Origin of the sequence: Vibrio sp. Y42_MX_L11 (genome assembly GCF_024181785.1) — a bacterium.
Taxonomy (GTDB): domain Bacteria; phylum Pseudomonadota; class Gammaproteobacteria; order Enterobacterales; family Vibrionaceae; genus Vibrio; species Vibrio diabolicus.
The window spans coordinates 37,897-51,399 of record NZ_JAMZAP010000014.1 but is presented as its reverse complement, the minus strand read 5'-3'; the positions used below and the strand labels follow the sequence as shown (position 1 = coordinate 51,399).

The following is a 13,503-nucleotide window of genomic DNA, read 5'->3' as shown; positions in this document are numbered from 1 at the left end:
TTGCGCACCACAAAATAGAACCAGTCTGTTTATGTGTATCACCGATCTCATAGTTTTAACTTTTTGGTCTTAGGATCGGGTTCAGTTTTGTTCTTATTTGCCTTAGCGGTGCACTGCTCTATGCGCTGCTTCTGGCTATCAATCTGTTTCTTCACTCGCTCTCTCTGAGCTGGCGAAAGGTACTCACTTTCAAGTAAATGCGTCCCTACCGCTTCACCAAACTGATACTGGTCAGGATTTTTCTTGCTGTATTTGACAAAGTTCTTCTCAAACCTTGCCAACTCTTGCTCAAGCTTCTCATCAATCATTCTTTGCAACTTTTTATCACTGCTCATATTGTTATACTCAACCACAATCTTCTGGCTGTGCCTGTCCGTTGAGAACATGATCTCAAGGTGTAAATATCTTAGATGTTGTCGTCCAAAGGAATATTTTGCTGGCTTAATCAAGATACCTTCCCCAACGGGTAGCGATTTCGCTTCACGAACCAGCATTGAATGTAAGACCTTGGCTGCACTTGCTCCATGTAGCGTGTTCATCGTGATTCGAGCGTGGTTTTCGTCAATCTGCTTTATCTGGATCAGTGATTCACCTTTGCGGTTGAAGACCGTGGTTTCATCATCATTCTCAAAGACCTCCAAGCCGAAATAATCAAAAAGCGACTGGTAACGGTTGAGGTGAAAATACTCTTGATAAACATGGTTGTGCTGTTGGTTGTCCATCGAGAAAAACACCACCTTGCGATAGTTGATGGTGCGTGGCATGAACTCCATTAGTTCGCTCTGGTGCTGGCGAATGTCGTCCAAATCTAAACCAAAGTGCTGCGCTATCGCTTTGCCAGATAATTCTGGAGAGTTGAATAGTGAAGCGTTGTATTTTGTCGCTTTAAGGTTGTTTTGGCTGCTCACTTGCTTATTCTCATCCAATTTATGAAACGACAAATGATGTTGCTTGTTTAGATTCACTAACACGCCAGTGGCAAGGCATCGCTCATAGAACGTCTTAAATGCCTTGTTTCTGGCTTCCTTATGTTCGCTTGGTGGTATTTGACCTAACTCTTGAGAAAGTGCCTTATTCACAGCGTTAAGGTTGTTTAACAGTACCGTTTCCATCTTTTCGACTGGCGTTGTATTGCCGTAGCGTTGGCTTTGCTGGTCAAACTGGTGTTGTTTAACGAAGCGCTTTAACGATAGTTTCAACTTTCTGTTGATGAACGTCTCAATGCTCAGTGTGATTGGTACGTCTTGTTGCTGTATTTCAATTTGTTGATTGGGTTTAACCTTGATTGATAACCCCTCCTTCTGTAATTCAGCGATTTTTGCATGTAACGGATCATCGCTGTTTAACACTTCACTGAGTAACCCCTCTAAATCCCTGAACATTTTTCTAACTTCAAGCCAGTTTTGGCAATGATCTAAAAGGTATGTCAGATAGTCCCTACGAGCGGTTCTTGCTTGGTTCTTTTGCTGACCTGTCGCAACGCCTTGCTTTAAATACTGGGCGAATTGCTTTTCAATTTGCTTATGAACCTTTTGCTTTGTTTCAGAGAAATAACGTGGGTTCATGTAGCGTTGAGTTGTTGGACAAAAAGCATGGGTATAAAAATGGATGTGCGGATTCGCTTCCCCTTCAATATGAAAATTCGAGACAAGCTCAATCTCTTCTGGCTTAGTCTTTTTCCCTTTAATCTGCTGCTCTTTTTTTATCTGGTTGTAATAGCTTGCAAGATAGTGGCGAGTGATGTTTTCCATCATTGCTTTGGCTTGTGCTTCGTTACCACCAGATGCTTTTAATAACCTTTGGTATTCCGCTTGGGTAAAGCTCAATGAGCCTTGATAGTTGAACAGTTTCTGAGGCTCTAAACATTCTTGGTAATCGTCCAGTTGCTTGGCTTTACGGCTGTTTTTCACGTAATGCTGAGTTATGTAGCAATGCTGCTCTAAACAGTAGGTGTTTACCAATTCAGACAGTTCAGGTTGGCTGAGAGATGCGCCTTTGTGCGTCAGTAATGCACCTAAATCGGGTTGATTTGGGTTTAGAGAAAAGGAAAGGTTGCAGCGCTTGTCGGAGTAGCGCTTGGTCTTCTTATCTGTGATGAGGTAAAGGATGTGGTTGGTTAACGAGCCTGTGTTTTTCCCTTTTCGTTTGTTGTCGCAAGAGAAAGCGACTTTCTTCATCTTGATGATCATAAGTAAACGTCCATGTATACTTATGCCGTATCATGAGAGCGCAAAATGTCAAATAATCCGTATTGCAGGATAAACCCAGAGCCGTTTGTAAAGGTGGCAGCTTTTACTGTTGATGTTTCATTGTGCCTGATGGCAGCCAGCGTACCGCTCTCGTTGTCCCAAGACAGAATGATAAGCGAACGGTTAGAAAGTAAAACTAATATACTGGTGCGACCAGCGTCATAATAAACAGCATTCACACTGTGCATCTATACGGTATTTTCACATTTTTATTCAAACCATCAAAATTAGCCACTTAAATGTCCTACATTAAAATTGTGGTTATTAAGTTAAAAGGATGTTACTTGATATGTGTGATAAGAAGTGTATGAACTACAATGAAGTTCAAGGGGCATGTGAACTGATTGAGCGTAGTGATTTATCAGAGCTGGAAGCGTTGATGAATGGCCCAAATGAAACGTTGGCTGCTTTCTTACTGAAAAACAACTGTGGTGGGGATTTTCGTGCAATGTACCACTGTGCCCGAGATGGCTGCTAAGCTCGATTCCTGAGTTATTGTACTTTTAATATCTGGTTAATTTTTTGATCTACTCGAAATTGCTAACTACAGTTGTTATTAGGTAGCTCGCCTCAACGAGCCGTAATCAATGCGAAGGGAGTCGCCTGATGAGCACTACTTCCCTGCAGTATAGTGCTTATTCTTTCTCTGTTTTTGCAACACAGTGTTTTAACTGTATCTCCAGCTCTACAATCTCAACCATCTTCTGCTTAACGGTTAAGGCAGTATTAATTTGAGCTTGATGACATGCTTTGATGTGCTGGTTTAATTCATTCAGTCCTTTTGTCATTACTTCAATGGTTTGCTTGTTCTGCTCAGTGATGGTCAGTCGCTGAAACTTGGCTTTGCCTAACAGTAATAGTAGCTTGTTAAGTTGAGAAAGTGGCTTTTGAGTAGCGGTTAACCTTTGCTTCGCTCGGTCAAAATCTTGTAGTAAAGCTGTTTTGACTTGTGTTGAAAGAGCGATGTCTTTTAGTTGCAATTTGGCGATGTTAATTACAGATAACGCTTCCTCTTGCGCTTTGGTTAATGGCTTAGTTGTAAACTGAGCCATTGTCTTTTCAAATCTCACTTGATTGCTCACGGCAATCCGTCTTTTCGATTTTGCACTGCTTGATTGAGCCAATGACTTTAGCTTCACCTTATGCTCCTGTATAAACTCTTCATCATCACCTAATTGTTCGATCTTTGGCTGTGCTATCTCGAAGTCAAACACCAGTAGCAGCACTTGCAAAATATGCAGATACGTAGGTAAAAACTGGCGGTTCTTAATGGTGAGTTGTTCTGCTGCTGCAATTTTATCTTCAATGCTCTGATACTGGCTTATGTCAAAATCAATAGGATTTGTATCAGGCAGGTGTACTCGTAACAGTGTATCTAAATCCAGCAATTGCTGTGCGTTTCGTTTAAACAGCGCTGATTGGTTGTTGTGAAGCGTTAAATCATCGCTCTGAATCGTTAACACTTCGCCATTGAATATTGCATTGATTAGCTGGGTTTTGTGCTTAAATCCGCATTGTTGCGTCAATTCTGACAGGTATTGTTCGACCTCCTGATTCGTTGAATAGTGAAAGAATTTATTGCTCATTAATTCTCCCCAATCGAGTTTTTAAAAGTTATCAGTTTTGATAACGATTCTTTTGAGTGGGGCGTGAAAGTGATGGGGTTATTTGTCCACTTCGGGGCTATTGAGAGAAGAATAATTTCTGGGTTTGAGTGTCTGATAGAACGGTTTAACAGTGTATTTGTGTGTTTGATTTGTGTCGTCATAGCGTCTCCTTTTCCTGTGCTTATCTCTATGTTGTATCGCACTTTTCAGATATTGCAATAGCACTTCATTAAACGACTGGTAAGAAGTCAACGGTGACCGTTGATTAGGTTTCATACGATACACCCACGCAGTGGTGGGAGTATAAACCCTTGTCTTGCAATAGCTTTTGATCTTTTGGTTTGAATGTTTTGTGATTTTAGCGGTTTTGGATACGCCCTTTTTAGGGGGTAGGGAGTTTTACCAGCTCACCAGTGTAACAGGTGGATAGTCCAGGTGTTTTTTTGTTGATTTATCTTAGGCAGACCGTTGGACAATGGAGGTTCGATCTATCATAATCCGTGCCCCTTTTTACCAACCAGAGAGTTATTGTGTCTACCCCTACCATTTTTGATAAGAAATTGATTATTGCGTCCGTTAAAGCTGAGCTTGAACCAACACGCCAAGATCGACATGCAACGCCCGATATGTCTTGGGTGATGCAAATGGTTAGTGATGAGGTAGTAGAACAGACGCTTATTCACACTCGTGGTAATCAAGCGAAAGCATCAAGACTATTGGGGATGAACCGTGGCACTTATCGCTCAAAGATAAACGCTATTCGTGGGCGTAAGCTTTGGATTGACTGACACTTTTCGATTTCTTAATTCCTATCGCTCAAAATTAGCCTGTATTGCCACGATCTCGATTTAAAGGTGTATTGGCTTACCAAACCAGAGAGACGGGCTAAAAACCAAAATTAACGATGGTTGAGAGACACTTTCGTAGTTCTTTAGGCGTGGACTACGCTTATTTTCCTCAAATCTGGTCAATCGCTCTAATCTCCAGAGCAAATCCGCCCCTTTGGGGCAAGTTCTGAGTTTGTCAGGCTTCGTTGTCGTGTATCTATTTGCAATTCTTGTTTTGGCTTTACCAGAGATGGCGAACTTGTTCGCAGACTTTGGATTGTAATGAACGGTCAACTCTTGCACTGTGCTTTAAGACCAGAGAAGAAAGAAAATCGTTGTTTTTTTAAGAGCGTGCAAGTCGGCTGGCTGGTCAGCGACTTTATATTAAAAAAGATCTTTTATTAAAGATTATTAAAGATATTAAAAGAGGTGGGCACTTTGTCAGGATTCTCGGACGTTTCACCAGAAAAACGTAGACGGTTTACCAAGGTCGAATGGACAGTTCACCAACTTGTTCGTTTTTGGTCCTTTTCGAATTGACGAACGGCATAGGGTGGGCAATTTGTAAATTATTTTGATAAACGGTCTTGACAAATCTTTTTGATATGTAACAACGTAAGGAGAGATAAAAATCAAATTGAGATAATTTACAGAATAAACTAACGCTAAATCACTTCCATCACCGCACTCAAACACGCTGGGATAGGCTTTTATGCTTTGGTTTTTGCTCTTTAACGACAAACATCAAAGGAGAAGCTAATGTCTGTTAAAACCACGAAAAACAACCCAAAACATAAGGTTCTAATCGTAGAACGTCAGTTCATTCATACTCATTTCAACGAGTATCAACGTCTGCTTTTACCATCAGGTTTGAGCTTTAAAGCGCTAAAAGTGGCGTATTATCTGCTGCATCACAATCAACTAATCAACTACTATAACCAAAGCAATGAGATTGTGACTTGTCGTATCTCTCTGTCGGAATTATGCAGTTATTTTCAATCCAGCAGAAAGCCTATGTTGGAGATACTGTACGAGCTAAAACATCCTTTAATTCAGATTGATTCTATTGATAATTTTTACATCACTTACTCTGTTGATACTGCTCCATTTAGTTCAAGAAAAGTTATCAAGATTGATAACCATCATGGCGATAAAACAAATCAAAGCTACTTCATAGACATAGATGAAATGAAACCGCACCGTTCAATCATTGGTTGGATGATGAGCAATTTCAAAAGCTATTATGGTCAGCAAGTAAAGCTTAAACGAACGTTTCTTTTTGACTTATTCGGATATGCCAGTGAGACAGAAAAAGACCGTAAAAATGCCGTAAGAAGCATCAAGCGAGCATCAAAATCTCATGGCTATATCTATCAAAGCTATTGCTTTGTTCTGGTGAAACCAATCAAAAAACAAGCTATAGAAGAGGATTACGCTGTTCAACTTTCACAGCTTAATGCTGAACAAGAGCATAACTTCACTCCTTTGTATGACGTTGAGGAGTATTATGGTCAGTTCTAATTGTTCCTATGAAGAATCTTTAGCGCAGTGGCAACGATCACATCCTTGCGTGGTATGCGTGTCGCTACGTGTGTATCAGGGACATTGGTCAATTGAAGTTGTTGGTTTACCTGGCGTTGAAACACACGTTACAGCTAATCAGAATCAGCCTATCGAACAGTGTCTTTATCAACTGCTGGCTTATGAAAGACTCATCGTTGCCGATAGCCAGAGCTTCTTTGCTGAGATAGAAAAGCGCCTGACCAGTCGACCACTTTTCACAGAGTACGTGATCAATCAATTAAAGATCCGCACCGTCTCCATCGGATCTGACAGTCGGTATCGAACAGCGCAGCAACTACGAAACGACTACATTAGCGCTCAACTCTCTCGACTAAAATTACACCGTCATTAGGTCCGACTTAAGGGGCTAATTTGCAACAATATAGGTAGTATTGTGCTCCTATCTCAAAAAATTGCCCTACAAAGGGCTTTTTTGCGTTTTAGGGAAAGTGGTTGCGGGATTTTTGCGGGGTATTGCGAAAATGGACATTCTACCAGTTGGGTGATAACGGTCTGACTTACTTACAGAAAAACATGATATTATCGCTCTAATTTTTTATGAATCGAGCTGATTAAAATGACTAACAATAATTTCTCTTCAACAGCAGCATTCTTATGGTCAGTGGCTGACCTCCTACGTGGCGATTTTCGTCAATCTCAATATGGGCGAATCATTCTTCCTTTCACACTATTAAGACGCTTGGAGTGTGTGTTAGAAGAGTCAAAAGAACAGGTTCTTGCCAAGTTCGAATCTGTTAAAGCTATGCCGTTTGAAGCACAAGACAAAGTTCTGACTCATACTGCCAAGTTTAGCTTCTACAACACTTCAAAGATGGATCTGAATACGCTTGGTGAAACTAACGTATCAGGCAACCTTGAAAACTATATTCAGTCTTTCAGTCCTAATGCTCGTGAGATTTTTGAGCACTTCGATTTTTTCAATACCATCGATAAGCTGGAAGAGGCAAATCTACTATACAAAGTCGCTAAACGCTTTGCTCAAACCGATCTTCACCCTAATACCATCAGCAATCACGGTATGGGTTTAGTATTTGAAGAGTTGATCAGACGCTTTGCGGAATCTTCAAATGATTCGGCTGGTGAGCACTTTACACCAAGGGATTTAGTCCGTCTAACCACATCACTGGTCTTCTGCCACGATGATGATGTTCTTACTCAATCTGGCTTAGTTCGTTCTATTTACGATCCAACGGCTGGTACTGGTGGTTTCCTTTCCTCTGGTATGGAGTATGTTCACGAATTGAATGAACGTGCTGCGCTTTCTGCATTTGGTCAAGAGCTTAACCCTGAGTCATACGCAATCTGTAAAGCGGATATGCTAATTAAAGGTCAGAAAGTCGATAACATTAAGCTTGGTAATACCTTGTCTAATGACCAACTAAGAACAGACAAGTTTGACTATATGCTGTCTAACCCTCCATTCGGTGTGGATTGGAAGAAGATTCAGAAAAGCATCGTAGATGAGCATAACGACAAAGGTTTTGAAGGTCGTTTCGGTGCTGGTCTACCAAGAGTATCAGACGGCTCTTTACTGTTCCTAATGCACTTAATCAGCAAAATGCGTCCTCTATCAGTTGAAGATAAAGCGAATGGTAGTGCTTCACGAATCGGTATTATATTGAACGGTTCGCCTCTATTTACAGGTGGTGCTGGCTCTGGTGAAAGTGAAATTAGACGCTACATTCTTGAAAATGATCTGCTTGAAGCAATCGTATCTCTACCAACCGATATGTTCTACAACACTGGTATTGCAACTTATGTTTGGATCTTATCGAACAACAAAGACTCTAAGCGTAAAGGAAAAGTTCAGCTAATTAATGCTTCAAAAGAACGTCCTAAAAATGGCGGTCGTGGTCGTAGCGGTGGCACTGAATCAACAGACCAAGTTGAAGATGTGTTTTATGACGCAATGCGTAAATCATTAGGCAGTAAGCGTAGAGAGCTAACCGAAGATGGTATTAACACCATTGTTAAAACTTACGGTGAGTTTGCAGAAAACAGTTTCAGCAAAATCTTTGATTATTCAGATTTTGGCTACCGTAGAATCACGGTTGAACGTCCTCTTAAACTGGCTATTTTCCTACAAGACCAAGAGCGTATTGATGCGCTACAAGCTGATAAGGCTTGGTCGAAGTTGAGTGAAGAGCTACAAGTAGCGATTATCAGCGCATTAGGTAAGTTTGCAGAAGAGAAGATCTTATCTTGTGATACGTTCTTGAAGCAATTTGTCGCTAACCTATCTGGTGTAAAACTAAGTGCAGCACAACAGAAGCTTGTGGTGAAGCATTTAGGCGAACACGATGATGAAGCTGAAACTTGTATCGTTAAATCAGGTAAAGATAAAGGCAAGCCAGAAGCGAACCCTGATCTGCGTGATAATGAGAATGTCCCTCTAAAAGAAACGGTTGAAGAATACTTTGCTCGTGAAGTTCTTCCACACGTTCCTGATGCGTGGATTGATGAAAGCAAGACAGATGAGCTTGATGGTCAAGTTGGTATTGTAGGTTATGAAATTCCGTTCAACCGTCATTTTTATGTGTATGAACCACCAAGAGCGTTAGAAGCGATTGATGCTGATCTTGATGCGGTATCGGCTGAGATTATGCAACTTCTTCAAGAGGTGCATTCATAATGACAGGTCGTTATAAAGCTTATTCTGAATATAAAGATTCAGGTGTTAAGTTTGCTCCTAAGATTCCATCACATTGGACTGTTAGTAAAGTTAATTATATCTCTACATTTGGTCGAGGTTTAAGCATAACAAAAGCAAACCTTGAAGATGAAGGGATTCCATGCGTTAGCTATGGAGAGGTTCATTCTAAATATGGTTTTGAAGTAGACCCGAATAAACACTCTCTGAAATGCGTAAATCCTGCATATCTTGAAACATCGGCTTTTGCGTTGCTATCAAAAGGTGATTTTGTTTTTGCTGATACATCAGAAGATATAGAAGGTTCAGGTAATTTTACTCAGCTCGTTTGTGATGAAACACTTTTGGCTGGTTATCACACGATTGTAGTTCGACCTGACATAAGCAACTACTATCGTTTCATTGCATACCTGTTTGATTCAAATGAGTTTAGAACACAAATCAGAGATGCTGTAAAAGGGGTGAAAGTATTTAGTATTACACAAGCGATACTGAAAAACGCTAATGTGTGGCTACCAGAATATGAAGAACAACAAAAAATCGCCAACTTCCTCGATCACGAAACCGCCAAGATCGACACCTTAATCACAAAACAAGAAAAGCTGATTGAGCTTTTGAAAGAGAAGCGTCAAGCGGTCATTTCTCACGCTGTAACCAAAGGCTTGAATCCAGATGCACCGATGAAGGATTCTGGTGTGGAATGGTTGGGGGAAGTGCCTGAGCATTGGGCAGTTGGTAGATATAAGTTTAATACAAAACGTATTATCGTGGGTATAGCCGAAGCAGCTACTCATGCTTATAGTGATAGCGGCGTACCTTTAATTCGCTCTACGAATATTAAAGATAACTGCGAACTATCTGGGGAGTTTCTATATCTAAAAGAAGAATTTGCTGACTCAAATTGCTCAAAGTCACTGCATACAAATGACGTTGTTACCGTTAGAACTGGCTACCCTGGTGTTAGTGCTGTTGTACCAAGTTGCTTAGATAGAAGTCAGTGTTTTACAAATCTCGTAGCAACTCCGAATGATAATAACCGTTCATATTTTTTAGCTAACTTCCTAAACTCACATTTAGGAAAAGCATATTTCAAACTGCAAGGTTGGGGAAGCGCACAACAGAACATAAGTGTTCCAATTTTGCAAAACACACCGTTTGTGACACCACCAATAGAAGAGCAAGATGAGATTTGCGCATATGTTCTTTCACAAAGGAAAAAATTCGAACAGTTAATATCAGATGTTGAAAAATCTAAAAAACTATTGATTGAGCGTAAGACAGCTCTTATCTCAGCAGCAGTAACAGGCAAGATAGATGTGCGTGATTGGCAAGGAGAAGCTTGATGGGTCAAGAAAAAACTACAAGAGAGCTTCAATTTCAAAACGATATTCTTGACCAAATGCAGTCAAATGGCTGGCTATTAGGTCAATCGAGTAAATACAATCGTGAATTGGCACTTTACCCAGAAGATGTTGAGACATTCATTAAACAGTCTCAACCTGAGCAATGGGAAAAATTATCTCAACAATACCCAAGTAATGAGAGAAACCCTGATGCGACTAAAAATGCCTTGTTAAAAGCTCTTGAAAGGCATTTAAAAGATAAAGATTACGGCACGCTGTGGGTATTGCGTAACCAAGTTAGAGATCGTGGTGCAAAACTGAACTTTTGTGCGTTTAAACCCGATCACGATCTGAACCCAGAAGCGAATGACCAATATCAGAAAAACATCTTCCGTGTTGTTCCTGAGCTGATTTACTCCCCAAACGGTTATGATGGTCGTATCGACCTAACGCTGTTTGTTAATGGTATTCCTGTTGCTACTTGTGAACTTAAATCTGAGTTTAAGCAATCTATTGAGAATGCCAAAATCCAGTACATGAAGGACAGACAGCCAAAAGACCCAGCAACAAAGAAAGCTGAACCGCTATTAACCTTTAAACGTGGTGCGTTGGTTCACTTCGCTGTTAGTCAGTATAACGTTGCAATGACCACAGAATTGAAAGGTAAAAGCACGTTCTTCTTACCATTCGATCAAGGTACTTCTGATGGTGGTGCTGGTAATGATGTGGTTGATGAAGATAGCTATGCTACTTCATACCTCTGGAATGAGATTTTCCAGAAAGACAATCTATTGAATATCTTAGCTCGATATATTCACCTTGAACAAAAAGATGTTGAAGATGTAGATGGAGCAATATCGAAAAAAGAAACGATGATTTTCCCTCGTTATCACCAATGGTCAGTAGTATCAAAGCTACTAACTGCGGTTGATATTGAAGGGACAGGACATAAATACTTAGTCCAGCATAGTGCTGGCTCTGGTAAGTCAAACTCTATCGCTTGGTTATCGCACCAACTTGCTTCAAAGCATTACGCTACCGCTCACCCTGATTTGGGTAAAAAAGAAGGGTCTAAGGTCTTTGACTCTGTCATTGTCGTAACCGATAGAACGGTGTTAGACAGTCAGCTTCAAGACACAATTTATCAGTTTGACCATCACGAAGGTATGATTGCTCGAATCAACCGTGAAGAAGCGACAGGCTCCAAATCAAGCCAATTAGCAGCAGAGTTAAAAGCAAGTACCTCTATCATCATCGTAACGATTCAGACGTTCCCACACGTTTTAGAGGCGATTCGTGAAGATGCTACTTTGGCTGGTCGTAGTTATGCAATTGTGGCTGATGAAGCTCACTCAGGACAAGCAACCACGAACGCTCGAAAGATGCGTGAAGTGTTAATGGCAGAAGAGATTGAAGACGGTCAAGAGTTAGACAGTGAAGATATACTGGCTCTTTCGTTAGAAGCTCGTAAAGGCTCTAATAAACTGAGCTACTTTGCTTTTACTGCGACTCCAAAAGCAAAAACGTTAGAGATTTTTGGTCGTTGTCCTGATCAAGAAGAGCAGATGAGCGACACAAATAAGCCAGAAGCATTCCACGTTTACTCAATGCGCCAAGCGATTGAAGAAGGATTTATTTTAGACGTTCTTCAAAACTACACCAGTTATAAAGTCGCTTATCAGTTGGCTCACGAAAACCCAACCAATGATGAAGTTGATAGTAAAAAAGCATCATCAAAACTGGCTAAATGGGTCAGGCTTCACCCTTACAACATCGCTCAAAAAGTGGAAGTGATTATTGAGCACTTTAATAGCAAGGTTAAGCACCTACTTAACGGTGATGCAAAAGCGATGGTGGTTACTTCAAGCAGATTAGAAGCAGTGCGATACAAAATAGCTTTTGAGAAGTATGTTGCTGAGAAAGGCTATAACAATGTCAATGCAATGGTGGCGTTCTCTGGTGAAGTGAATGATCCAGATATTGCAGATAGTTCATACACTGAAAACAACATGAACCCTAATCTTCGTGGTCGGGATATGCGTAAAGCGTTTGATACGTCTGATTATCAGGTGATGTTGGTTGCGAACAAGTTCCAGACGGGTTTTGACCAACCTAAATTGTGTGCCATGTATGTCGATAAACCATTGAAAGGTGTTGAGTGTATTCAGACTTTATCTCGCTTAAACCGCACTTGTAAGGGTAAGAATCAAACCTTTGTGTTGGACTTTGTTAATGAACCAAAAGATATTTTGGATGAGTTCAAAGTTTACTATCAAACGGCTGAATTGGCTGGCGTAACCGATCCCAACATTGTTTATGACTTGATGAACAAGCTTAACAAGGTAGGTATTTACCAATGGTTTGAGGTTGAAGCGTTTGTTGAAGCATACAACAATAAAAGAGCGAAACAAGACAAGCTTTCAAACATCATAAAAATCCCACTTGATAGATTCAAAGTTCGTTATAAAGAAGCCACAGCCGTTTTAGAATCGGCTAAATCTGATCTATCAAAAGCTAAGATTGAAGGGAATGACAAGGCAATCAAATACGCTCAAAACACGGTGAAACACGCCAAAGAAGAGAGAGATATTCTTGAAGTCTTCAAGAAGGATCTAACGTCTTTCACTCGCTTCTATGAGTTTGTATCTCAAATCGTGAACTTCGGTGATTTTGATTTAGAGAAGTTGTCTCTATTTGCTAAACACCTCGCACCACTGCTGAGATTAGAAAATATTGAAGATGATATTGATCTGTCTGATGTAGTCATGACGCATTACCGTTTACATGAGCAGCGTGAAGCGGATTTGAAGTTAGGTCATAAAGTGGGTGAAGAATCTCAACCGTATTTACCACCTTCAAAAGAAGGCTCTGGTGCAACTCCGAAAGATCCAAAAACTGAATTTCTCAATGAGATTATCGAGCGAATGAATGACTTATTTATCGAAGAAGGGTTGTCTGAGAACGATATGCTGAACTATGCAAATACAATCGCAGGTAAAGTCTCTGAGAATGGCGTAGTAATGGATCAACTGCGAAGTAATACAAAAGAACAAGCGATGTTAGGACAGTTCCCAGAATCGATTACAGAAGCTGTAATTGACAGTATGGGAGTACATGAGCAAATGGCGATGAAGGTTTTATCGAATGATGCCGTAGCTAAGAACTTTGCTGGTCTTATGTTTGATATGCTGATGAAAGGCTTAGGCAGGGATACTCATCAAGGTATGTAGATAGAAAAAAGCC

Annotated in this window: 9 protein-coding genes; 7 read left to right on the top strand and 2 right to left on the bottom strand. The window is 40.5% G+C overall.

What is annotated here, in order from left to right:
- Positions 1-47: 47 nt before the first annotated feature.
- Positions 48-2,189: a hypothetical protein gene (locus NL643_RS14875; protein WP_253644707.1), complete on the bottom strand. Its 2,142-nt coding sequence runs from the start codon at positions 2,187-2,189 to the stop codon at positions 48-50.
- Between the two features lie 349 nt (positions 2,190-2,538).
- On the opposite strand from NL643_RS14875, the gene NL643_RS14870 reads away from it, so the two are divergent.
- Positions 2,539-2,727 (top strand): hypothetical protein, encoded by a 189-nt coding sequence (locus NL643_RS14870; protein WP_253644706.1) that lies wholly within the window; start codon positions 2,539-2,541, stop codon positions 2,725-2,727.
- A 157-nt stretch (positions 2,728-2,884) separates the two neighbouring features.
- Here the strand turns inward: NL643_RS14870 and NL643_RS14865 are convergent, their stop codons facing one another.
- Positions 2,885-3,835 (bottom strand): hypothetical protein, encoded by a 951-nt coding sequence (locus NL643_RS14865; RefSeq protein WP_253644705.1) that lies wholly within the window; start codon positions 3,833-3,835, stop codon positions 2,885-2,887.
- 551 nt (positions 3,836-4,386) lie between these two features.
- On the opposite strand from NL643_RS14865, the gene NL643_RS14860 reads away from it, so the two are divergent.
- The 6 genes from NL643_RS14860 to NL643_RS14835 all read left to right on the top strand — a co-directional run bounded on the left by NL643_RS14860 (position 4,387) and on the right by NL643_RS14835 (position 13,490).
- The gene (locus NL643_RS14860; protein ID WP_025573866.1) at positions 4,387-4,644 is read left to right on the top strand and encodes a helix-turn-helix domain-containing protein; all 258 of its coding nucleotides are present in this window, start codon (positions 4,387-4,389) and stop codon (positions 4,642-4,644) included.
- 798 nt (positions 4,645-5,442) lie between these two features.
- A complete protein-coding gene (locus NL643_RS14855; protein WP_025573865.1) occupies positions 5,443-6,204 on the top strand; it encodes a hypothetical protein in 762 nt (253 codons plus the stop codon).
- Entirely contained in the window at positions 6,191-6,598 is a 408-nt protein-coding gene (locus NL643_RS14850; protein WP_253644704.1) for a hypothetical protein, read from the top strand. Before NL643_RS14855 ends, NL643_RS14850 begins: the two co-directional genes overlap by 14 nt.
- 225 nt (positions 6,599-6,823) lie before the next feature.
- Positions 6,824-8,899 carry a class I SAM-dependent DNA methyltransferase gene (locus NL643_RS14845; RefSeq protein ID WP_253644703.1) on the top strand — a complete coding sequence of 692 codons (2,076 nt, stop codon included), beginning with the start codon at positions 6,824-6,826 and terminating at the stop codon, positions 8,897-8,899.
- On the top strand, positions 8,899-10,260 hold the full coding sequence (locus NL643_RS14840; protein WP_253644702.1) for a restriction endonuclease subunit S: 1,362 nt from the start codon (positions 8,899-8,901) through the stop codon (positions 10,258-10,260). Before NL643_RS14845 ends, NL643_RS14840 begins: the two co-directional genes overlap by 1 nt.
- On the top strand, positions 10,260-13,490 hold the full coding sequence (locus tag NL643_RS14835; protein WP_253644701.1) for a type I restriction endonuclease subunit R: 3,231 nt from the start codon (positions 10,260-10,262) through the stop codon (positions 13,488-13,490). The genes NL643_RS14840 and NL643_RS14835 overlap by 1 nt, the downstream gene beginning before the upstream one ends.
- The last annotated feature ends 13 nt before the right edge of the window (positions 13,491-13,503 follow it).